Origin of the sequence: Macromonas bipunctata, from assembly GCF_002837135.1 — a bacterium.
GTDB lineage: Bacteria > Pseudomonadota > Gammaproteobacteria > Burkholderiales > Burkholderiaceae_C > Macromonas_A > Macromonas_A bipunctata.
The window spans coordinates 14,796-34,555 of the sequence record NZ_NWBQ01000053.1; the positions used below are offsets into that span (position 1 = coordinate 14,796).

Genomic DNA, 19,760 nt, shown 5'->3' on the forward strand with positions numbered 1-19,760 from the left:
GCAGCTTCAGCCGCCGCCGATGAACATGTCGGACACGATCTGCAGCAGCGCCATGACCGGGCGGTCCATGAGCGGCAGCGTGGCGGTGATGCCGATCAGCCCCACCGACAGCATCATCGGAAAGCCGATGGAGAAGATGCTCATCTGCGGTGCAATGCGCGAGATGATGCCCATCACCAGGTTGAGGAACATCAGCATGCCGATCATGGGCAGCGCAATCCACAGCCCGTAGCGGAACACCAGGGCGCCGAGCTCGTGCAGCCGCATGCTGCGGATGGCGTCCAGCGGGTAGGCGCCCAGCGGAAAGGCGTCAAAGCTGGCCGCCACGGCCTGGATCAGCAGCAGGTGGCCGTTGAGCACCACGAACAGCAGCATCGACATGTTGCCAAAGAAGCGCCCGATGGGGCTGGTCTGCGAGTTGGTGGTGGGGTCGAAGAAGCCGGCAAAGTTCAGGCCCATCTGCAGGCCCACCACTTCGCCCGCGACCTCGATGGCCGAGAACACGATGCGCACCGCCAGCCCGATGGCCAGCCCCACCAGCACCTGCTGCAGCACCGCGCCCAGCGCCGCCGAGCTGTTGAGCGGCACCAGCGGCTGGTTGGCCAGCAGCGGCTGCAGGCACAGCGCCACCACAAAGGCCAGCCCGACCTTGGTGCGCACCGGCACCGCCTTGGCCGAGAACACCGGCGCGCTGGTGAACACCGCCAGCACGCGCAAAAATGGCCAGAAGATGGGCGAGACCCACGCCATGATCTGGGCTTCGCTGAAGGCGATGGGCGGCGCTTCCATGCCGGTGCGGGCCTACTGCGCGTACTGCGGTATGGCCTGCAGCGTGCGCTGGATGTACTCGACCAGCGTGATCAGCATCCACGGCCCGGCGGCGCCAAACACGGCAATGGCGGCCAGCAGCTTGGGCACAAAGGTCAGGGTGGCCTCGTTGAGCTGGGTCAGGGCCTGGAACAGGCTGATGAGCAGCCCGACCAGCAGCATGGCCCCCAGCACCGGGGCGGCCACCATCAGCAGCATCTGCAGGCCTTGCTGGCCTATGGTCAGGGCGTCTTGGGCGTTCATGGCAAACCTCGTTCTTTGGGCGTTACAACACAAAACTGGCCGCCAGCGAGCCGATCAGCAGGTTCCAGCCGTCGGCCAGCACAAACAGCATCAGCTTGATGGGCAGCGCCACCAGCACCGGCGAGAGCATCATCATGCCCAGCGACATGAGCACGCTGGCCACCACCATGTCGATCACCAGGAACGGGATGAAGATCATGAAGCCGATCTGGAACGCGGTCTTGAGCTCGCTGATGACGAAGGCGGGCACCAGCACGCGCAGCGGTGCGTTGTCGGCGCTGGTGCTGGCGGGCAGCCTGGCCAGGCGCACAAAGAGCTGGAAGTCGGACTGGCGCGTCTGCTTGGTCATGAACTGGCGCAGCGGCGCCTGGCCGCGCTCCACCGCCTGCTCGAAGGTGAGCTGGTTTTGCGTGAAGGGCTTGTAGGCTTCGTTGTAGACGCGGTCCAGCGTGGGGCCCATCACGAACAGCGTCAAAAACAGCGACAGGCCGACGATCACTTGCGTGGGCGGCGACGACTGCGTGCCCAGCGCCTGGCGCAGCAGCCCCAGCACGATGACGATGCGGGTAAAGCCCGTCATCATCAGCAGCATGGCGGGCAGGAACGACAGCGTGGTGAAGAACAGCAGCGTCTGGATGGGCACCGAGTAGCGGCTGCCGCCGCCCTGGCCAATCAGCAGCGGCAGTTCGTTGCCGATGGCGCCGCCCGTGGCGGCGGCCTGCGCCCAGGCCCACTGCGGGCCGCACAGCGCCAGCACGGCCAGCAGCGCGCCGCCCAGCCAGCGCGGGAACAAGGAGGGGGGGCGCGTCGTCATGGCAGGTTGCCCCGTCCGGTCACGTTCTTGAGCGCCTGCGCCACCGTCTGGTGCAGCGGCGTGGCGGGCTTGGGCAGGCGCCCGGGGGCGGGTGTGGGGGCGGTGTCGCTGCTGGCATCGGCCGCGCCGGATGGGCTGGCCGCTGCGGCGCTGGCGTGCAGGTGCTGGGTGTGCAGCGTGCGCACGTGCTGCGGCGTCACGCCCAGCGTGAGCTGCACCGTGCCGTGGCTGCCTTGCACTTCCACCACCACCACGCGCTGCTGCGGCCCCAGCGCCAGTTGCGACACCAGCCGCACCCCGGCGCCCTGGCCGCTGCCGGTGGGCTCCAGGCGCCGCTTGAGCCAGTGCGCGCCCCAGGCCAGCCCGGCGAGTAACAGCAGCAGCCCCAGTGCCGGGGCCAGTGACCATGCCGTATCGTTCATGGCGTGTGGCGCATCAGTGCTTGCTGACGCGGCGCAGGCGCTCGGACGGCGTGACGATGTCGGTCAGGCGGATGCCGAACTTCTCGTTCACCACCACCACCTCGCCCTGCGCGATGAGGTAGCCGTTGACCAGCACGTCCATCGGCTCGCCAGCTTGGGCGTCGAGCTCCACGATCGAGCCCTGCGCCAGTTGCAGGATGTACTTGATGGGCACCTTGGTGCGGCCCAGCTCCACCGACAGCTGCACCGGAATGTCGAGCACCATGCTGATGTCGTTGTGCGCCGCGTTGGGGTTGTGTGCGGTGGCGTTCTCGAAGCGCGGGGCCGCGGCGGCAAAGTCGCCGCTCATGCCGCCGCCGGTCTGCTCCTGCAGTGCCTGTGCCCAGTCGGCATCGGCGGAAGAGTTGTTGTCGTCACTTGCCATTGCTGTTATCTCCGTGCCAGGTTTGTTCGTTGCTGCGTATGATGTTGCTCACCTTGAGCGCGTACTTGTCCTTGTGGGTGCCGTATTCGCAGTCGAAGATCGGTACCCCGTCCACCGAGGCCTTGATGTAGCGTTCGCGGTCGAGTTCGATGAAGTCGCCCACCTTGAGCGCGAGCAGCTGCTCGATGGTGGCTTCGGTGCGGGCCAGCTCGGCCACCACTTCCACGTCGGCGGCCTGGATCTCCTGGCTCAGCAGCTTGACCCAGCGCCGGTCCACCTCGATCGAGTCGCCCTGCACCGTGGAGTAGAGCAGATCGCGGATGGGCTCGAGCGTGGCGTAGGGGATGCAGATGTGCAGCGAGCCGGTCAGGTCGCCAATCTCGAGCGTGAAGCTGGTGCTGACCACGATTTCGCTCGGCGTGGCGATGGTGGCAAACTGCGGCTGCATCTCGGAGCGCTGGTACACCAGCTCCAGCGGGTACACGCCGCGCCAGGCTTTCTTGTATTCCTCGGCCACCACCTCCACCAGCCGGTTGATGACGCGGTGCTCGGTGGGCGAGAAATCCCGCCCCTCGATGCGGGTGTGGAACTTGCCGGTGCCACCAAACAGGCTGTCGATGACGCCAAACAGCAGGGTGGGCTCGCACACCACCAGCCCGTTGCCGCGCAGCGGGCGCACCGCCATGATGTTGAAGTTGGTGGGCACCACCAGCTCGCGCAGGAACATGCTGTACTTCTGCACCTGCACCGTGCCGACCGAGATTTCAGGGCTGCGCCGGATGAAGTTGAACAGCCCGACGCGGAAGTTGCGCGCAAAGCGTTCGTTGATCACTTCCATCGTGGGCATGCGCCCACGCACGATCCGCTCCTGGCTGGTCAGGTCGTAGTTGCGGATCCCGCCTTGCTGGATTTCTTCCTTGGCAAGTTTCTGGCTCTCGCCGGTGACGCCTTCGAGCAAGGCGTCGATTTCGTCCTGGGACAGAAAAGCATCACTCATGGCGTCAGGCTGTGGCTGGGGTAAAGGGTGGTAACGGGGGTTATTGCACGATGAAGCTGGAGAACAGCACCGCCTGCACGGGGTTCTTGCGCCCTTCATTGAGCGGGAAGTTGGCCTGCTCGCGCACCAGGTCCAGAATTTCCTGCGCCAGCTGCTCCTTGCCTTCGCTGCTCATGAGCTCCTCGGCGGTGTGGCGCGACACCAGCAGCAGGATGCCGTTGCGGATGGTGGGCATGACCACCTTGACCGCCTCGGCGGTGGCGGTGTCGAGCAGCTGCAGGCTGATGCCGATCTGGGCAAAGCGGGTGTTTTCCTGGTCGGCCAGGTTCACGACCACGCTTTCCAGCGGCATGTACTCGGGCTTGGCGCCTTTCTTGCTGCTGGCTTCGGCGGCGTGCTCGTCGCCTTCCTCGCCTTCGCCGCCGCCCTTGAGCATGAAGAAGGCGCCGGCACCCCCCAGCACCGCCACCACGGCCACGATGATGACGATCAACATCATCTTGCTTTTGGGTTTTTCGGCGGTTGCTGCGTCGTCTTTGGGTTTTGCGGCCATGGTGCTTGGGTACGTTGAAGTAGGAAATGGCGGAAGGGCCTTGGCCCCTCCAGCGTCCCGACGATTTTATGTCGCCCGATTATGCGGACGATGACAACGCGCTAAAGCCTGAAAAACGGGCTGAAATGGGTCTTGTTGTGGCGGCTGCCTGGGCACTCCCGCAAGGGGGCCGCTGTGCCGGGGCAGGTCAGGCGTAGAGGTCGATGCCACCGGGGCGGGCCGGGGTGCGCGGTGCCGGGCGGGGTGCGGGGGCGTCGTCGCCCTGGCCGCTGCCGCCGGTGCGCTGGCGTGCGCCGTCCTGTTGCGCCTGGGTGGCCTGGGGCTGCTGGGACGGCGGGCGCTCCGGCGTGTTGCCTTGGCCTGCGGTCTGCGCGCCGATCGACCAGCTGGCCAGCTCCAGCCCGTGCGATTCGAGCAGCGGGCGCAGCGCGGTTTCGGCGTTTTGCCGCAGGGCCTCGCGCGTGGCGCTGTTGTCGGTTTGGAAGTCGAGTTGGGCCTTGCCGTCGCGCAGCGTCACTTCAATGCGCAGCGCCTGCGCCTGGCCGTCCTGCAGGTTGAGGCTGGCGCGCTGGATGTTGTTGGCGCTCCAGTAGGCCACCTGGGTGTCCAGGGCCTCGAAGGCGTCGTTGAGGGCCTGGCCCAGGCTGCGGGCCTGCCCGTCGTTGCTGGGGCTGGGGCTGACGCTGGGCGCAGGGGTGTCTGCGGTGATGGGGGTGGCCGTGGTGGACGCGAGTGCCGCGCTGGCGGCGGCGTCGGGCAGCGGCGCAGCTGGGAGTGGCTCAGGCGTCGTGTTGCGCAGCAGGGTGTCGGGGTTGATCAGGCCATCTGGAGTGCGCTCGCGCGGATCGCGCTGCTGCTGGCCGGAGGGGTTGGCGTTGTCCTGTTGCGCCGATGTCTGACCCGCAGCGGCTGGCACGGCCACGGCGGGAGCCTCGCCCGGCGGGGTCAGTGCTGCGGGTGTGGTGCGGGTGGGTTGCTGGTTGCGTTCCTGCCAGGCTTGCGACACGGTGGTGGCGGTGCTGGCCGCCACGCCGCTGCGTTGTGGGGGTGGCAGGTTGGACAGCACGCTGGCCGGAATCGCCATCGGCGGCAGGTTCAACGCCGTTGCGGCGCTGGCCACAGTGCCGGACGGCTGGCGGCGCTGCTGTGCCAGCGCCACGGTGCTGGTGTCGCGCCCCGCCGCTGCCGCATCAACCGGTGCCCATGCGTTCAGCACCGCAGGTTGCGGCCTCGGGCTGGTGTCGGCAATCATGCTGGCATTTGCATTTGCATTTGCATTTGCGTTGGTGCTGGTACTGGTGCTGGTGTTCTGCTGAATGGGTGCTGTCGCGGTGTTTGTGCTGATGTTATTTTCAATATTTGCGTGGATATCCGGGCGGGCGATCTCAGCAAGGGGCATCGCACCCTGCGGTGGGGCGAGTGATGCCGTGGTGGGCTCGGCAACAGGTGTTGCGTTGGGCAGTGTTGTGGCTGCGACTGATACGGCTGCGGTGGTGACTGCCCCGGGGGCTGTGGCTGGCGTGCTCTCGGTTGTGGTCGCAGGCTTGACCTGCATTACCGTTGCCGTTGCTGCTGTGGCTGCACCTGTGACCGGGGTTGCGGCTGGACTTGTGTTGGCATTCAAGCTGCTGGGCCGCGCTTCCTGGAGCGCGGCGTTGCTGGTCTGATTGGCTGTGGCGGCATTTTGTGTACCCAGCGCTTGGCCGGGCGCTGGCAGGGGGGCTGTGCGCGCACCGCTGCCAGACGCCTCGCTGCGGGCCGAGGTGGTGGGTGGCGCCGCCGCTTCCAGCGAGCGCAGCGCGGGTTGTGCTGCGGCACTGCGTACCGCTGTTGGTGCTGCTGGTGCATCAGCCCCCGCGGGTGCGGGGGTATTGCGCAAAGGCGCGGTGGCCGCAGGTGCCACTGTGGCCGCAGCCGCAGCGGCTGCCGTGATGATGTTGTCTGCGTTGGGCAGCTGTTCTGCAGCCGTTGGCAGCACTGAGTTTGTGGCACCGATGGGAGTCACAGCCACAGGCGCTGAAGTGTTGGCCGTTGCTGCACGCATCGGTGCCGGATTTATTACAGCTGTTGGCGTTGTACGTGCAGGTGCAGGTGCAGGTGCAGGTGCAGGTGCAGGTGCAGGTGCAGGTGCAGGTGCAGGTGCGGTGACGTCTGTGGCAGCGGCATCGTTTGCGGGTGCTGCGCTGGGTTGAGCGTCTGCTTGCCGAACGGGGGCTAGGCGAGTTTCTGGAAGCCCAGTGACTGTTGTTGCCGCCGGTGCGTCAGCCCCTGCAGGTGCGGGAGCATTGCGCAAAGGCGCGGTGGCCGCGGGTGCCACTGGGGCCGCAGCTGCAGTGGTTGCCGTGATGGTGTTGTCTGCGCTGGGCAGCTGTTCTGCAGCCGTTGGCAGCGCTGAGTTTGTGGCACCGATGGGAGTCACAGCCACAGGCGCTGAAGTGTTGGCCGTTGCTGCACGCATCGATGCCGGATTTATTGCAGCTGTTGGCGTTGTACGTGCAGGTGCAGGTGCAGTGACGTCTGTGGCAGCGGCATCGTTTGCGGGTGTCGCGCTCGGTTGAGCGTCTGTTTGCCGGACGGGGGCTAGGCGAGTTTCTGGAAGTCCAGTGACTGTTGTTGCCGCCGGTGCGTCAGCCCCTGCAGGTGCGGGAGCATTGCGCAAAGGCGCGGTGGCCGCGGGTGCCACTGTGGCCGTAGCCGCAGCGGCTGCCGTGATGGTGTTGTCTGCTCTGGGCGGTTGTTCTGCAGCGGTTGGCAGTGCGGAGGTTGTGCCACCAATAGGTGTCGCTGCTACAGGCGTTGGAGTGTTGGCCGGTGCCGCGGTAGTGTTGTCTATGCGGGTTGATTGTTCTGCAGCTGTTGGCCGTGCGGAGGGGGTGCCGCTGTGGGGTGCTGCAGTTACAGGCGCTGGAGTGTTGGCTGCTGCTGCACGCGTCGGTGCCAGATTGGTCGCAGTTGTTGGCGTTGTATGTGCAGCTGCAGTTGCAGTGACGTCTGTGGCAGCGGCATCGTTTGCGGGTGTCGCGCTGGGTTGAGTGGTTGTTTGCCGGACGGGGGCTAGGCGAGTTTCTGGAAGTCGAGTGGCTGTTGTTGCCGCCGGTGCGTCAGCAGCTTCCTCAGTGGTGAGAGTCTCACGGAAAGGTGGGGCAGCCGCGAGTGCCATGGGGGCTGCAGTCGCAGTCGCAGTCGCTGATGCTGTAGCGGTGTTGTCTGCGCTGGTTGGCTGTTCTGCTGCTGTTGGCAGTGTAGCGGTTGGCGGTACAGGATTTTTGCCGCTGACGGGCGTTGCGGTCACAGGCGCGGGGATGTTGTCAGCCGCCACACGCATTGGCGCTGGATTTGTCGCGGCTGTTGAGGGCGCACTTGCCGGTGTGGCGGCGTCTGTAGCTTCGTTTGCGGATGTCGTCGTGGGCTGGGCGTCGGTTTGCGGAGCTGTGGTTGTCGGGGGCTGTTGTGTCCCGATGGGTACGGGCACCGATGGGTTGATCTCCAAGGCAGCAGCTGTGGCCGCTGGCGTGGTGCTGGCCGCGGTAGTGGTATCGGTGGTAGCAGTAGCAGTAGCAGTAGCAGCAGACACCAACGCAGAGGCGGGCGTATGAGTGCGCAACGGCGCCGTGGTGGTTGCCGCAGGAGGTTGCTGTGCTGCAGCCGCAGCCGTGGCCGGATCGGCTGGGGCGCTGGTGATGGGTGTGACGATGGGCGGAGCCATGCCATTGGCCGTGGCCGCAATCGGTTCGTCCAGCACGGCGGCCTGGCGTGCGCGTGGGCGCGTGGGCGCTGTGCTGGCCGTGGTGGTGTCCGGCGCCGCGCGGTCGGCGGTGGTGGCTTCGGCGGGGAGCGACACGGCGTTGGCCAACGGGATGCTGTGGCGGGACGGCGTCAGGCGCTGCGTCTGGCTGCGTTGCGCCACGTCCAGGGTGCTGTTGCCCGCCGGTGGTGGCGTGGGGGCGCCGGATCGCTGGGTGGATGTTGCCGTTGGCGTCGGTGTAGGCTCCCGTGTCGGTAAGGCAGCTCCTGCGGTTTGCGAAGTGTTGGGTGCCCTGCTGGTGGCGGGCCATGCCGTGCCGTCTGGCGCTGGTTCCGATGCCGATGCTTGTTCCGATATTGATACTGGTGCTGATACTGGTGCTGGTGCTGGTGCTGGTGCTACCACTGCGTTGGATGTCGCCAGTGGTGGAGAAGGGGATGTGGTTGCCGCGGCTTCAGGGGCGGCGTCTGCCATGGCGGGCAGTTCCAGCTGGACCGCTGGCACTGGTGGCGGCGATTGGGCGTCCGGGGAGGCGGTCTGGTCTGTGATCCGAGAGGGCAGTGGTGCTTGAATTGGGGTCTGAGTCTGAGTCTGAGTCAGAACAGGTTGTGGCGCAAGCTGTGGTTGCGCCTGCGCCTGGAGCGGCGGCTGGGGCGCAGCAGCCAATGCCGGTGTGGCCAATGCCATCACCGGTTCGGCACGGCTGGCGATGCCCTGTTCGGATTGGGCTGGTGCGGCTGTGGTTGTAGCTGTTGCTGTAGCCTGCACGGTGGTGGAGGCGGTGGCCGCAAGCCCAACGGTGGTGGCCACCGATGTGCCAGTGGGTGCCAAGGGGGCAGCGACTGTAACGGGCGGTTCCACCGGTGTGGGCGAGGACGGACGGGCAGCGGCCATGCCGGTGGGCGTATAGGGGCGCTGCTGCGCTGCTTCAACAGGCGCTGCCACTGTGGTGGGTTCCCACCCGTCTGGTTCGACGTTTACCCCGGTGCGTGCTGCTGTGCTTGGGCTAGCCGGTGTTGCAAACGGCAGCGCAGCCTTGACGGGCTCCGGTCTGGCGAATGAGGAGGTGGTAGGCCCGGCACTGCTGGCCGGGTCTGGGCTGATCGGTGCTGGAGAGGGTTGTGACGGTTGCGCTGCCGCCATCGGCATGGGGCTGGTGGCGTTTGCAGCAGCGGTCGCAGTGGTCGCGCTGGCGGTACTGGCGGTGGCTGCTGCTGCGGCGCTGTCCTGGGTCTGGGCCAGCACGTTGGCGAACAGGGGCAGTGTGGTGGCGTCGGTGTGATCGGGCTGGCCGCTGGGGCTGCGGGCCGGGGCGGGGGCCGCTGCCAGCAGGCTGAAGGTCAGGGCGCTGAGGTCGCTGGGGGTCATGGCTGGGGATCCTCGGGGCGGGGGCGGTGTTGCCGGTGCAGGTTGGCCGCCATTTCGTCGTTGCTTTTCTGTTCCTGGCGCTGCAGCTGCTTTTGCCAGGCTTCTTCGCGGCGTTCGTCGTATTTTTTCAGGGCGGCCAGGTCGCGTTCGGCTTGCTGTACCTGTTGCTGGCAGCGTTGCACCTGTTTTTGGGTGCGTTCCAGCACGCCGTCCTGGAAGCCGATGGCGTGGTCGAGTTTGGCCATGAACTGCTGCTGGGCGTGCAGCAGCATGGGGCTCACGCCTTCGCGTGCGCGCGCCTGCCAGCGGTCGAGCGACTCTTGCGTGTAGCCACGCAGCTGGGCCATCTGCTGTTCGGCCTGGGCGTGTTCGCGCTGCGCCTGCACCAAGGCCTGCAGCGCGTCGTCGCGCCGCATGGTCGAGACTTCGAGCACGGTGGCCAGGCTGGCGGGCTTTTTCATTTACCGGCCCTTGTTGCCGCCGGGGCGCTGGGGTTTGCCGTTGCCCGCGTTGTCGCCCACGGTCTGTTCGAGCTGCTGCACGCAGGCGCTGAACGGGGCTTGCTCGCGCATGTCCTGCATCACGAACTTCTGCATGCCGGGGAAGAGCTGGATCGCGCGGTCGGTGTCGGGGTCGCTGCCAGCGGCGTAGGCGCCCAGCTGGATCAGGTCGCGGCTCTTTTGGTAGCGCGAGTAGTAGTGCCGGTATTTGCGCATCAACGCATAGTGTTCAGGGGTGACGACGTTGTGCATCACGCGCGAGGCCGAGGCTTCCACGTCGATGGCCGGGTACACGCCCGATTCGGCCAGCGTGCGCGACAGCACGATGTGGCCGTCCAGAATGGCGCGCGCCGCGTCGGCAATCGGGTCTTGCTGGTCGTCGCCTTCGGACAGTACGGTGTAGAACGCGGTGATGGAGCCGCCGCCTTCGGGGCCGTTGCCGCTGCGCTCCACCAGCATGGGCAGCTTGGCAAAGCAGCTGGGCGGGTAGCCCTTGGTGGCGGGCGGCTCGCCAATGGCCAGCGCAATCTCGCGCTGCGCCATGGCGTAGCGGCTGAGCGAATCCATCAACAGCAGCACGTCCAGGCCGTCGTCGCGGAATTTTTCGGCGATGGCGGTGGCGTAGTTGGCGCCTTGCATGCGCACCAGCGGCGGCGAGTCGGCGGGCGCGGCCACCACCACGGCGCGGCGCCGGCCTTCCTCGCCCAGGATGTCCTCGATGAATTCCTTGACCTCGCGGCCCCGCTCGCCAATCAGGCCTACCACGATGACATCGGCGCTGGTGAAGCGCGCCATCATGCCCAGCAGCACGCTTTTGCCCACGCCCGAGCCCGCAAACAACCCGAGGCGCTGCCCGCGCCCCACGGTCAGCAGCGCATTGATGGCGCGCACGCCGGTGTCCAGCGGCTGGCGCACCGGGGCGCGTTCCATCGAGTTGATGGGCGGGCGCTCCAGCGGCCTGATTTCGATGTTCTGCAGCGGCCCCTGGTGGTCCAGCGGGTGGCCGTAGGCGTCCACCACCCGGCCCAGCAGGCCGTGGCCCAGTGGCAGGCGCAGCACGCCCCGGTCGTTGCTCTGCAGGGGGCGGGGGCCATCGCCCAGTTGCGGTTGCTGGCGGTAGGGCGGCAGCGGGCGGATGCGCGCGTTGCTGGAGAGGCCTTGCACGTCGCCAGCGGGCATCAAAAAGGCGCGGTCGCCATGGAAGCCGACCACTTCGGCCAGCACAGTGCTGTTGGGGTCGTGCGGGAATTCGATCACGCACTGCGAGCCGACCGGCGTCTTGACGCCCTGTGCTTCCAGCACCAGCCCTGCCAGGCGGATCAGGCGGCCACTGCTTTCCAGCGGCGTGGGCTGGCTGGCCACCTGGCGCGCGTTGGCCAGGAACTGGCCCCAGCGTTGCAGCGTGGGGCTGGTGGGGGTGCCGTCAGGCGGGGAGCTGGCTGGGGTCGGGGGCATGGGCGGGCTCCTGCGGCGGTGCAAACGGGGCGGCGGTGGAAGGTGCGGGTGCCTCGGGCAGGGCGGGTGCCTCGGGGGCTGCTGCTGGTGCCAGACTGGGTGCCGGTGTCGGGTCTGGCACGGGCTCGGGCAGCGGCTCCGGGGTGGGGATGTCCCATGGCAGCTCCAGCCCGAGGTTGGCCACCGCACGCGCCCAGCGTTTTTCCACGGTGGCGTCCACTGTGCCTTGCACGGCCTCCAGCGTGCAGCCGCCGGGGGTCAGGCTGGCGTCGGGCAGCAGCTTGACGCCCTGTTGCTGCAGTTGTTCGCCCAGGCTGGGGGTGAACAGTTCCAGGTCGCCGGGGTGGAGCTTGAGCGTGGCGGGCTGGCCTTCGGCCACCAGCAGCGCCAGCGCCTCCTGCACCACGCTGTGCAGGCTGTCGAGCGGCTGGCGCAGTTCGCGCCGCACCACCTGACGCGCCACGTCGCAGGCCAGCTCCAGCACCTGCGTGGCCAGGCCGGCCTGCAACTGCTCCAGGTCGTGCTGGGCCTGTTGCAGCAGGGCTTGCAGGCGCTGGTTGTGGGTTTCCAGCTGGCGCTGCAGCGGTTCCTGCAGGGCTTCGGTGGTTTCCTGCACGCCCAGCAGGCGGCCCTGCTCGAAGCCGTCGTCGTAGGCCTGCGCGCGTTCGGCTTCCAGGTCAATGGGGGGCTCGGTGGGGGCGGGCGTGGCGGCTTCGGCCTCGGCCAGATCGGCTTGCGCCTGGGCGGCGGCTTCCTCGGCGGTGTCCATGGATGGAAACTCCCACGCGGTGAAGGCCTGCACCTCCTCGCGCGGAATGAAGCGCTGGTAGGCGTGGGGCTTGTTGGCCGGGTTAGACGAAGGCATCTTCCGCCCCTCCGCCTAGCACGATCTGGCCTTCGTCGGCCAGACGGCGCACGATCTTGAGGATGTCGCGTTGCTGGGCTTCCACTTCCGACAGGCGCAGCGGCCCGCGCGATTCCAGGTCCTCGCGCAGGCTCTCGGCGGCGCGGCTCGACATGTTGGCCAGCACCTTGTCCTTGAGCCCCGGGCTGGCACCCTTGAGTGCCACCACCAGCGCATCGGACGCCACTTCCTTGAGCACCATCTGCATCGACTTGTTGTCGAGCTTGAGCAAGTCCTCGAACGTGAACATCTTGTCCATGATCTTCTGCGCCAGATCGGGGTCGTGCTCGCGGATGGAGTCGATGGCGCTGGTTTCCAAGTTGGCCCCCAGTTGGTTGAGGATTTCGGCCGCGGTCTTGACGCCGCCCAGCGAGCTCTTGCGGATCTTGTCGCCACCGGCCAGCACTTCGTACAGCGTTTCGTTCAAGTCCTTGAGCGCCGCGGGCTGGATGCCTTCGAGCGTGGCAATGCGCAGCAGCACGTCGTTGCGGGTGCGCTCGCTCAGGTGCTTGAGGATGTTGGCCGACTGCTCCATGTCCAGGTGCACCAGAATCGCGGCCAGGATCTGCGGGTGCTCGTTGCGCAGCAGTTCCGCCACCGACAGCGGATCCATCCACTTCAGGCTCTCGATGCCCGACACGTCGCCACCTTGCAGGATGCGGTCGATCAGCAGCGAGGCCTTGTCCTCGCCCAGCGCCAATTTCAGCACCGAACGCACGTAGGAGTCGGTGTCGGACACCAGCAGGCTTTGCGAGGCCGCCTCGCTGGTGAAGCGTTGCACCACCTCGTCCACCTTGTCCTTGGACACCGAGCGCATGCGCGCAATCGCCTCGCCCAGGCGTTGCACCTCCTTGGGCGAGAGGTATTTGAAGACTTCGGCGGCTTCCTCCTCGCCCACCGACATCAGGAAAATAGCGGCGTCCTGGACGCCATCGTTCGGATCGGCTGCTGCTGTGGCCATGTTTTACGCTCCCGGGCCCTTGAGGCCGCCACCGCCCATCGCGGGGCTGTCGCCATTGACCCACCCCTTGATGATATTGGCCACGGCCACCGGATTTTCCTTCGCCAGGCGTTTGGCGTCTTCCAGGCGCAGCGTGTCCAGGTGCAGGCCGCCGTCGTCCTGCTTGGCCGCCGCCAGTGCCGGGCGTTCGGTATCGTCGTCCACCACGGCTTCCAGCATCTGGGTGGCGTCGGGCAGCTCGGGCGCGGGCGGCGGGGTCTGCATCACCTTGATGGCCGGGCGCACCATGCCCAGGAACACGATCAGGCCCAGCAGCACCATGCCCAGCGGCCAGGCCAGCGTCTTGGCCCAGTCCTGCGTCTCGGGCGACTTCCACCACGCCACCTGGGTCTCGTCCACCTTGGGCGCGGTGAAGGAGGCGTTCATCAGGTTGACCGAATCGCCCCGGTCGGCGCTGAAGCCGATGGCCTCGCGCACCAGCGCCGTCATCTGCTCCACCTGCTCGGGCGGCAGCGGCTCGCTGGTGACGTTGCCCTTCTTGTCGGTCACGCTGCGGTGGTTGACCACCACGGCGGCGCTCAGGCGGCGCACATTGCCCACCGAGTTGCGCGTGACCTTGATGGTCTTGTCCACCTCGTAGTTGATGACGGACTCGCGGCGGTTGTCGCCCCCGGCCGCCGCGGCGCCATTGCCTGCATTGTTGGCCCCGGCGTTGATGCCCACGGGCGCGGCCTCGCCGTTGATGGGGGCGCCACCCGGGCCGGGCGGCTGGTTGGCCACCGCACCGGCGGCCATGTTGGCCGGAGCGCCGGGCAGGGCGTTGGCTGCGGCAGCGGCGCCGCTTTCCACCAGCTGCTGGCTGCGCACGGTGCTGGGCTCGCCGTTCTGGTTCGGGCGGTGCTGTTCGCTGGTCTGTTCGGTGATGGAGAAATCCACATCCGCCGTGACCTGGGCCTTGACGTTGTCGCGCCCCACCACCGGCTCCAGCAAGTCCAGGATGCGCTGGGTGTACATCTGCTCCAGCTTGCGCGTGTATTCGAGCTGCTTGCCGTCGATGTCGCCGTTTTGCAGCTCGGGCGACTGCGACAGCAGGTTGCCGTTCTGGTCGAGCACGCTCACGGCCTTGGTGTCCATCTCGGGCACGCTGCTGGCCACCAGATGCACGATGCCGGCCACCTGCATCTTGTCGAGCGTGCGCCCGCCGTGCAGCGTCAACACCACGCTGGCCGAAGGCTTTTGCTGTTCACGGAAAAACCCGTTCTGGTTGGGCAGCGCCAGGTGCACGCGCGCATCGGCCACCGACGACAGCGCCGTGATCGAGCGCACCAGCTCGCCTTCCAGCCCGCGCTGGAACGTCAGGCGCTCCTGGAACTGCGTCATGCCCAGGCGCGTCACGTCCATCAGCTCAAAGCCCACGGTCGAGCCCTTGGGCAGCCCCTGCGAGGCCAGGCGCAGCCGCGTGTCGTGTACCTTGTCAGCGGGCACCATGATGGCGCCACCGCCCTCCAGGTGCTGGTACGGCACGCCCAGTTGGTTGAGCTGGGCCACCACCGCGCCGCCGTCCTTGTCCGACAGGTTGCTGTAGAGCACCTTCCAGTCGGCCTGGCGGTTGAACAGCAGCGCCGCTGCCACCACCGCCAGCATGGCGAGCAGGCCCGCGCCCAGCATGAGCTTCTGGTTGTTGCTCAGCCGGGCAAAACCCTCCAGCAGCGGATTGGATTTCTTGGCAGGAGGCGTGTCCAGGGTGGCGACGGCGGTGTTCATGGTGTGTTCTGGCTCGGCAAACGTCGTACGGTGTCTATACAAGGGCCCACGGCAGGCCACGCCCGATTATTGGGTGGGCACGGCCCCGGCTAAACCCCATAAAAGGCCGCAAATAGCCCCTTTATTGCGGCCTCGCGTGGGGCCACCCGGCCTAGCATAGGCCCCATTGAGAACCAATTTAAGAAGGGATGTGTGCCATGGACCTGCGTTTGACCGCCTTGACCCCCACCGCCAGCCTCGATGCGCTGCGCGCCAGCAAGCCTGCCGTGGCGGGCCCGCAGGGTGGGGGCGCACGCGAAGGCTTCTCCGACGCCTTCAAGAGCGCGCTGCACAACGTCAGCGCGCTGCAAAAGAACAGCAACGAGCTGCAAGACCAAGTGCAGCTGGGCAACCCCAACGTCAGCCTGGAACAGACCATGCTGGCGATGCAGAAGTCCCAGATCGGCTTCCAGACCGCGCTGCATGTGCGCAACCGCATGGTGCAGGCCTACACCGACATCATGAACATGCAGGTCTGAACCTGCTGCATGCGGCCAGGCCCGCCCCCGGGCCTATTGCCGCACCTCATCGACGAGTGTCTTGAATTCGTCGATGTCCTCGAAACTGCGGTACACGCTGGCAAAACGGATGTAGGCCACCTTGTCCAGCTTCTTGAGCTCGCGCATCACCAGCTCGCCCAGGCGCTGGCTGGAGACCTCGCGCGCGGCGGACTGCAGCAGCTGCTCTTCCATCCGGCCCATGGCCGCGTCCACCTGCTCGGTGCTGACGGGGCGCTTGCGCAACGCCAAGGTGAGGCTGGCGCGCAACTTGGCGCTGTTGTATTCGATGCGGCGCCCGTCCTTCTTCACCACGGTCGGGAAGGTCACCTCCGCGCGCTCGTAGGTGGTGAAGCGTTTGTCGCACGCGTTGCAGCGCCGACGGCGGCGCACGCAGTCGCCATCCTCCGACAAACGGGTTTCGGCCACCTGGGTCTCGGCGTGGCCGCAAAAAGGGCATTTCATACCAAAAAAACAACACGCCCCAGCGTGTGGGCCGGGGCGTTGCAGTGCTTAGCGGTAGACCGGGAAGCGGGCGGTCAAGGCGTTGACCTTGGCGCGCACCGCCTCGATGTTGGCCGGGTCGCGCGGGTTGTCCAGCACGTCGGCAATCAGGTTGGCGGTCAGGCGGGCTTCCTCGTCCTTGAAGCCACGGGTGGTCATGGCCGGGGTGCCGATGCGGATACCGCTGGTCACGAACGGTTTTTCCGGGTCGTTCGGAATGGCGTTCTTGTTGATGGTCATGTGGGCAGCACCCAGCACGGCCTCGGCTTCCTTGCCGGTGATGCCCTTGGAGCGCAGATCGACCAGCATCACGTGGCTCTCGGTACGGCCCGACACGATGCGCAGGCCGCGTGCGGTCAGCGTTTCGGCGATGATCTGGGCGTTCTTGACCACTTGTTGCTGGTAGTCCTTGAACTCGGGGGTCAGGGCTTCTTTGAAGGCCACGGCCTTGGCGGCGATGACGTGCATCAACGGGCCGCCTTGCAGGCCGGGGAAGATGGCGCTGTTGATGGCCTTTTCGTGCTCGGCCTTCATCAGAATGATGCCGCCACGCGGGCCGCGCAGGCTCTTGTGGGTGGTGGAGGTCACCACGTCGGCAAACGGCACCGGGTTGGGGTACACGCCAGCGGCAATCAGGCCAGCGTAGTGGGCCATGTCCACCATAAAGATGGCACCCACCTCTTTGGCGATCTTGGCAAAACGCTCAAAATCAATGCGCAGGGCGTAGGCGGAGGCACCGGCCACGATCAGCTTGGGGCGGTGCTCGCGCGCCTTGGCTTCCATCGCGTCGTAGTCGATCTCTTCCTTGTCGTTCAAGCCATAGGATACGACGTTGAACCACTTGCCCGACATGTTCAGCGGCATGCCGTGGGTCAGGTGGCCGCCTTCGGCCAGGCTCATGCCCATGATGGTGTCGCCGGGCTTGAGGAAGGCCAAGAACACGGCCTCGTTGGCCGAGGCGCCACAGTGCGGCTGCACGTTGGCGGCGTCGGCGCCAAACAGTTGCTTGACGCGGTCGATGGCCAGTTGCTCGGCCACGTCCACGAACTCGCAGCCACCGTAGTAGCGCTTGCCCGGGTAGCCTTCGGCGTACTTGTTGGTGAGCTGGCTGCCCTGGGCGGCCATCACGGCGGGCGAGGCGTAGTTCTCGCTGGCAATCAGCTCGATGTGGTGTTCCTGGCGGGCGTTTTCGGCCTGGATGGCAGCGAACAGTTCGGGGTCGGTTTGTTCAACCAGAATTTGGCGGTCGTACATGGCAGTCCTTGAAGAAAGAAATGGTGCTCTGCTTAACAGGTCTGGCAGAGTCTGCCCAGGCGAACGGCTGAGATCCCACGCTGGCGGGGGCGATGCGCTTCCTTGTGGTGGTCCACGTCGGCTGTGGTGGAAAAACGGTTCAATGCTGCTGTTGTTCCACGGCCTATCGCCAGTCACGCACCTTGTGTGGATTCTAGCGCAGGCCCCACGGCGCGGGGTGGCTTGGGGTTGTGGCCCCGCAGGGCACTTCAGGTCTGGGCGTTGACGGGCACGCGCTTGCCTTGTGCCACCTGGCGCAGCCGCTTGTGCTCCGACAGCACCTTGTCCACGTAGCCGCTGCCGTCGGTGGTGACGGCGCCCACGTACAGCTTGAGCCCGCCTTCGATGGAGCCACCGGCGCGCGCAATGCACTCCTGCAGCACCTGCACGCCCACGTGCAGGTTGCTCACGGGGTCGAACGCGGCCAGGTGGCCGCCAAAGTCGTCGTACTTGTCGGTGTGGACGCGCGTCATCACCTGCATCAGGCCCTGGGCACCGACCGGGCTTTGCGCGTAGGGGTTGAAGCGCGATTCGATCGCCATCACCGCCAGGATCAGCGTGGGCTCGATGCGGATGCGCTGGCCCAGCGCGAAGGCCTCGGCCACCAGCGTGCTCAGGGGCTCGGGCGCCACGCGGTACTTGCGGCTGAGCCAGTGCGCCACCTGCTCCTGCTGCCGGGGCAGTGTGCCCGATGTGACCGTGGCGGGCCGCTCCTCGGTGCTGGCCGATGCGGCTGCGGGTGCAGTGGCCACGGTCTGGCGCTGCTGCAGCCAGCCCAGCAGCTGCTGTTCGGCGTCGTGGCGCAGCTCGGGCTGCGTCAGCAGCAGGGCGGCGCTCAAGGCCAGGCTGGTGCCCAGCAGGGCCATGCCGTTGTGGGTCAGGGCCACACAGCCCTGCACGATTTTGTCGGACCAGCCGCGTGTCTGCACCAGGGCAGACGGGGTGGTCGGACTGAGGTTTTGCGCTGTCATAGCACACTCCTTTCTATGCGGTGCCCACCCAGCGCACCACAAGTGGTACAGGGCAGGACACGCCTGGATTGGGGGTCGCCATTGAAGCCCCGGTTGCCACGGTCAGGCCTGGGGGCGATCAACTTAGCCGGGGGTCGGCAGCGTCGCAATACCGGTCGAATGCGACCGATGGGCGCGAATAGTAGGAGTCTGCACATTCATAGTCAATACTTAAAAAGTCATTGGTTATGAACTTTTGTTATTTGATGACGCGGAAAAACCCTGATTTCAGGGCGGTGCCGGGGCCCCAGCCTGGCCCGATCCAGCCGTTGCTGGGCTGGGGCTGGAGGTATCAGTTCCGCGTGGCGCGCTGGCGCACGGCGTCGATGTAGGCCTGGCCGTCGGGCGGGCGGCCGCTGCGCTGGCTTTCCCACACCATGCGGCCCAGGCATTCCATCACCTCGTGGTGCGCGGCGTGCAGCGAATCGCGCCGCGCCGCCAGCAGCTCCACCGCCTGCCGGATGCCGGGCGGCTGGTCAATCGAGCATTGCTCGCTGATGCTCAGGTGCATCGACAGGTGCAGGAAGGGGTTCTCGCGCCCCTCGCTGGGGGTCTGCATGGCGCGCAAGGCGGCGTCCACATCGGCCAGATCGGGGTGGTATTCGGGGTGCAGCTTGATCCATTCACCGGCCAGCATTTCTATTGCTTCCATCGGCTGCTGTTGCTGCTGTTTGGCGTAGGCGCCACAAAAAAAGCGCCGCACATCGGCTTGGGACGGATTGAACATGCGTGAAGATTCGGGTTGATGCAAAAAAACAACGGAAAAAACTGTACTGTGCGTCAAAGCCGCCACACCGGCAGCTGCCAGTTGCGCCACAGAGCCAGGCCGCGCAAGCCGGCGGTCACCACCACGCACGCCACCAGCGCCTGCGTGCCCGAGCCGGTGAACTGCCACCAGCCCACGTACACCCAGCCACCGGCAAACGCGCACACCGCGTAGGGCTGGTGATCGACGAAGGCGTTGGGGATGTCGTTGCACACCACGTCGCGCAGCACGCCGCCAAAAGCGCCGGTGACGATGCCCATCAGCACCGCCACCAGGGCGGGCCAGCCGGCCGCCAGGGCCTTGTCCACGCCCACGGCGGCAAACAGGCCCAGGCCCAGCGCATCGGGCCACTGCATGGCGCGGGTGGTGAACTGGAAGTGCCGGTGTCGCATGAACAGCATGGCGCCTATGCACAGCGCCATCAGCGCCCAGAGCCAGTTCACGTGCTCGACCCAGAAGAAGGGCCGCCGATCCAGCAGCAAATCGCGCAGGGTGCCACCCCCAAACGCTGCCAGAAACGTGACCATGAACACGCCCACCACATCCAGCTGCTTGCGCGCCGAGGCAATCAGCCCCGACAGCGCAAAGGCCAGCGTGGCGGCCACCTCGATCAGCAGCAGCAGCGTGTCGGCCCAGGAAAAAGAGATTTGCATGGGCGGCAATTGTGCCTGCA

At 66.6% G+C, this 19,760-nt stretch carries 20 protein-coding genes and 1 riboswitch; of the genes, 2 read left to right on the plus strand and 18 right to left on the minus strand.

The genetic code is table 11. The features are described 5' to 3' along the window. Positions 1-6 precede the first annotated feature (6 nt). From fliR to fliK, 8 genes are all read right to left on the minus strand, one after another. Positions 7-789 (minus strand): flagellar biosynthetic protein FliR, encoded by a 783-nt coding sequence (fliR, locus tag CON76_RS08095; protein ID WP_240592812.1) that lies wholly within the window; start codon positions 787-789, stop codon positions 7-9. A gap of 12 nt (positions 790-801) precedes the next feature. Then, complete coding sequence (locus tag CON76_RS08100) at positions 802-1,071, minus strand: flagellar biosynthetic protein FliQ (protein ID WP_101102854.1); 270 nt, start codon at positions 1,069-1,071, stop codon at positions 802-804. 22 nt (positions 1,072-1,093) lie between these two features. Beyond that, positions 1,094-1,885: a flagellar type III secretion system pore protein FliP gene (gene fliP, locus CON76_RS08105; RefSeq protein ID WP_101102855.1), complete on the minus strand. Its 792-nt coding sequence runs from the start codon at positions 1,883-1,885 to the stop codon at positions 1,094-1,096. After that, a complete protein-coding gene (locus tag CON76_RS08110) occupies positions 1,882-2,307 on the minus strand; it encodes a flagellar biosynthetic protein FliO (protein WP_101102856.1) in 426 nt (141 codons plus the stop codon). The genes fliP and CON76_RS08110 overlap by 4 nt, the downstream gene beginning before the upstream one ends. 13 nt (positions 2,308-2,320) lie before the next feature. Beyond that, positions 2,321-2,731: a flagellar motor switch protein FliN gene (gene fliN, locus CON76_RS08115; protein ID WP_101102857.1), complete on the minus strand. Its 411-nt coding sequence runs from the start codon at positions 2,729-2,731 to the stop codon at positions 2,321-2,323. Then, positions 2,721-3,728, minus strand: coding sequence for a flagellar motor switch protein FliM (fliM, locus tag CON76_RS08120; protein ID WP_101102858.1), 1,008 nt, complete (start codon positions 3,726-3,728; stop codon positions 2,721-2,723). Before fliM ends, fliN begins: the two co-directional genes overlap by 11 nt. Positions 3,729-3,768: 40 nt before the next feature. Beyond that, entirely contained in the window at positions 3,769-4,281 is a 513-nt protein-coding gene (locus CON76_RS08125; protein ID WP_101102859.1) for a flagellar basal body-associated FliL family protein, read from the minus strand. Positions 4,282-4,468: 187 nt separating this feature from the next. Further along, complete coding sequence (gene fliK / locus CON76_RS08130; protein WP_145995387.1) at positions 4,469-5,533, minus strand: flagellar hook-length control protein FliK; 1,065 nt, start codon at positions 5,531-5,533, stop codon at positions 4,469-4,471. A gap of 3,529 nt (positions 5,534-9,062) precedes the next feature. Here fliK and CON76_RS12880 point away from each other — a divergent pair. After that, positions 9,063-9,308, plus strand: a complete 246-nt coding sequence (locus tag CON76_RS12880; RefSeq protein WP_145995389.1) for a hypothetical protein — start codon at positions 9,063-9,065, stop codon at positions 9,306-9,308. A gap of 82 nt (positions 9,309-9,390) precedes the next feature. Here CON76_RS12880 and fliJ read toward each other — a convergent pair whose 3' ends face one another. The 5 genes from fliJ to fliF are packed head-to-tail and all read right to left on the minus strand — an operon-like array spanning position 9,391 to position 14,978. Next, positions 9,391-9,855 (minus strand): flagellar export protein FliJ, encoded by a 465-nt coding sequence (gene fliJ, locus CON76_RS08155; RefSeq protein ID WP_101102865.1) that lies wholly within the window; start codon positions 9,853-9,855, stop codon positions 9,391-9,393. Further along, positions 9,856-11,349: a flagellar protein export ATPase FliI gene (gene fliI, locus CON76_RS08160; protein ID WP_101102866.1), complete on the minus strand. Its 1,494-nt coding sequence runs from the start codon at positions 11,347-11,349 to the stop codon at positions 9,856-9,858. Continuing rightward, complete coding sequence (locus CON76_RS08165; protein WP_101102867.1) at positions 11,318-12,214, minus strand: FliH/SctL family protein; 897 nt, start codon at positions 12,212-12,214, stop codon at positions 11,318-11,320. Before CON76_RS08165 ends, fliI begins: the two co-directional genes overlap by 32 nt. Next, positions 12,201-13,214: a flagellar motor switch protein FliG gene (gene fliG / locus CON76_RS08170; protein ID WP_101102868.1), complete on the minus strand. Its 1,014-nt coding sequence runs from the start codon at positions 13,212-13,214 to the stop codon at positions 12,201-12,203. The genes CON76_RS08165 and fliG overlap by 14 nt, the downstream gene beginning before the upstream one ends. Positions 13,215-13,217: 3 nt before the next feature. Beyond that, entirely contained in the window at positions 13,218-14,978 is a 1,761-nt protein-coding gene (gene fliF / locus CON76_RS08175; protein WP_101102869.1) for a flagellar basal-body MS-ring/collar protein FliF, read from the minus strand. A 197-nt stretch (positions 14,979-15,175) separates the two neighbouring features. Here fliF and fliE point away from each other — a divergent pair, with 197 nt between their 5' ends. Next, complete coding sequence (fliE, locus tag CON76_RS08180) at positions 15,176-15,496, plus strand: flagellar hook-basal body complex protein FliE (protein WP_101102870.1); 321 nt, start codon at positions 15,176-15,178, stop codon at positions 15,494-15,496. 33 nt (positions 15,497-15,529) lie between these two features. Here the strand turns inward: fliE and nrdR are convergent, their stop codons facing one another. The 5 genes from nrdR to CON76_RS08205 all read right to left on the minus strand — a co-directional run bounded on the left by nrdR (position 15,530) and on the right by CON76_RS08205 (position 19,740). Then, positions 15,530-15,979 (minus strand): transcriptional regulator NrdR, encoded by a 450-nt coding sequence (nrdR, locus tag CON76_RS08185; RefSeq protein WP_101102871.1) that lies wholly within the window; start codon positions 15,977-15,979, stop codon positions 15,530-15,532. 48 nt (positions 15,980-16,027) lie between these two features. Further along, positions 16,028-17,272 carry a serine hydroxymethyltransferase gene (gene glyA / locus CON76_RS08190; RefSeq protein ID WP_101102872.1) on the minus strand — a complete coding sequence of 415 codons (1,245 nt, stop codon included), beginning with the start codon at positions 17,270-17,272 and terminating at the stop codon, positions 16,028-16,030. Between the two features lie 46 nt (positions 17,273-17,318). Continuing rightward, positions 17,319-17,459, minus strand: a riboswitch (ZMP/ZTP riboswitch). Between the two features lie 61 nt (positions 17,460-17,520). Then, complete coding sequence (locus CON76_RS08195; protein WP_101102873.1) at positions 17,521-18,282, minus strand: transglycosylase SLT domain-containing protein; 762 nt, start codon at positions 18,280-18,282, stop codon at positions 17,521-17,523. A gap of 331 nt (positions 18,283-18,613) precedes the next feature. Further along, positions 18,614-19,048 (minus strand): DUF1841 family protein, encoded by a 435-nt coding sequence (locus tag CON76_RS08200; protein ID WP_101102874.1) that lies wholly within the window; start codon positions 19,046-19,048, stop codon positions 18,614-18,616. Positions 19,049-19,101: 53 nt separating this feature from the next. Next, complete coding sequence (locus tag CON76_RS08205) at positions 19,102-19,740, minus strand: trimeric intracellular cation channel family protein (protein WP_101102901.1); 639 nt, start codon at positions 19,738-19,740, stop codon at positions 19,102-19,104. Positions 19,741-19,760: the final 20 nt, after the last annotated feature.

Coding starts and splice junctions, on each gene's coding strand:
- fliR (WP_240592812.1), bottom strand. CDS start 789: ATGGAAGCGCCGCCCATCGCCTTCAGCGAAGCCCAGATCATGGCGTGG.
- CON76_RS08100 (WP_101102854.1), bottom strand. CDS start 1,071: ATGAACGCCCAAGACGCCCTGACCATAGGCCAGCAAGGCCTGCAGATG.
- fliP (WP_101102855.1), bottom strand. CDS start 1,885: ATGACGACGCGCCCCCCCTCCTTGTTCCCGCGCTGGCTGGGCGGCGCG.
- CON76_RS08110 (WP_101102856.1), bottom strand. CDS start 2,307: ATGAACGATACGGCATGGTCACTGGCCCCGGCACTGGGGCTGCTGCTG.
- fliN (WP_101102857.1), bottom strand. CDS start 2,731: ATGGCAAGTGACGACAACAACTCTTCCGCCGATGCCGACTGGGCACAG.
- fliM (WP_101102858.1), bottom strand. CDS start 3,728: ATGAGTGATGCTTTTCTGTCCCAGGACGAAATCGACGCCTTGCTCGAA.
- CON76_RS08125 (WP_101102859.1), bottom strand. CDS start 4,281: ATGGCCGCAAAACCCAAAGACGACGCAGCAACCGCCGAAAAACCCAAA.
- fliK (WP_145995387.1), bottom strand. CDS start 5,533: ATGATTGCCGACACCAGCCCGAGGCCGCAACCTGCGGTGCTGAACGCA.
- fliJ (WP_101102865.1), bottom strand. CDS start 9,855: ATGAAAAAGCCCGCCAGCCTGGCCACCGTGCTCGAAGTCTCGACCATG.
- fliI (WP_101102866.1), bottom strand. CDS start 11,349: ATGCCCCCGACCCCAGCCAGCTCCCCGCCTGACGGCACCCCCACCAGC.
- CON76_RS08165 (WP_101102867.1), bottom strand. CDS start 12,214: ATGCCTTCGTCTAACCCGGCCAACAAGCCCCACGCCTACCAGCGCTTC.
- fliG (WP_101102868.1), bottom strand. CDS start 13,214: ATGGCCACAGCAGCAGCCGATCCGAACGATGGCGTCCAGGACGCCGCT.
- fliF (WP_101102869.1), bottom strand. CDS start 14,978: ATGAACACCGCCGTCGCCACCCTGGACACGCCTCCTGCCAAGAAATCC.
- fliE (WP_101102870.1), top strand. CDS start 15,176: ATGGACCTGCGTTTGACCGCCTTGACCCCCACCGCCAGCCTCGATGCG.
- nrdR (WP_101102871.1), bottom strand. CDS start 15,979: ATGAAATGCCCTTTTTGCGGCCACGCCGAGACCCAGGTGGCCGAAACC.
- glyA (WP_101102872.1), bottom strand. CDS start 17,272: ATGTACGACCGCCAAATTCTGGTTGAACAAACCGACCCCGAACTGTTC.
- CON76_RS08195 (WP_101102873.1), bottom strand. CDS start 18,282: ATGACAGCGCAAAACCTCAGTCCGACCACCCCGTCTGCCCTGGTGCAG.
- CON76_RS08200 (WP_101102874.1), bottom strand. CDS start 19,048: ATGTTCAATCCGTCCCAAGCCGATGTGCGGCGCTTTTTTTGTGGCGCC.
- CON76_RS08205 (WP_101102901.1), bottom strand. CDS start 19,740: ATGCAAATCTCTTTTTCCTGGGCCGACACGCTGCTGCTGCTGATCGAG.